Genomic DNA, 455 nt, shown 5'->3' with positions numbered 1-455 from the left:
AATTTCATTTGTTGAGATTTAGGTAAAGATAATATTAATTGTCGGAATAGTTTTAATTGATTAATATCACCTTCAAAGTCATAAAGATCTGAAAGTTCATCAACAGTAAACCCATATTTATCCTTATAAGGTCTAGGGTTTATTAACTTATCAGATTCAGCTAATTTTAAGAAAAACTTTTCTATTCCATCACTAAACTTTCTACGATCCTCGACGTTTGCAAACATGAATGATTTACTCAGGTTTTTAATTTCATTAATTTCATCAGAAAACGCACTTAAAGCTGTTCTTTTCTTATTATCATCAAATTCTTTTTTCATCTGTCTTACAGTTTTAAACACACCTTCTTTATAGTCAAACGCAATTTCTTCTTTACCTGACAACGATGATAAAATCTTTCTTAAATAAGTAGGAATAACTTCAACGATAGCTTTTTTTGTTTCACCATCAAAAGG

1 protein-coding gene is annotated in these 455 nt (G+C 28.4%); it reads right to left on the bottom strand.

All coding sequences use genetic code 11. The features are described 5' to 3' along the window. On the bottom strand, positions 1 to 455 hold a 455-nt coding region (locus tag ETC00_RS19805; protein ID WP_171567752.1), incomplete at both ends, for a hypothetical protein.

Source organism: Brevibacillus sp. MCWH (assembly GCF_013096935.1).
GTDB classification, from domain to species: Bacteria; Bacillota; Bacilli; order Brevibacillales; family Brevibacillaceae; genus Brevibacillus; species Brevibacillus aydinogluensis.
Note: the sequence above shows the minus strand (reverse complement) of the source record. Positions and strands in the feature narration are given on the sequence as shown.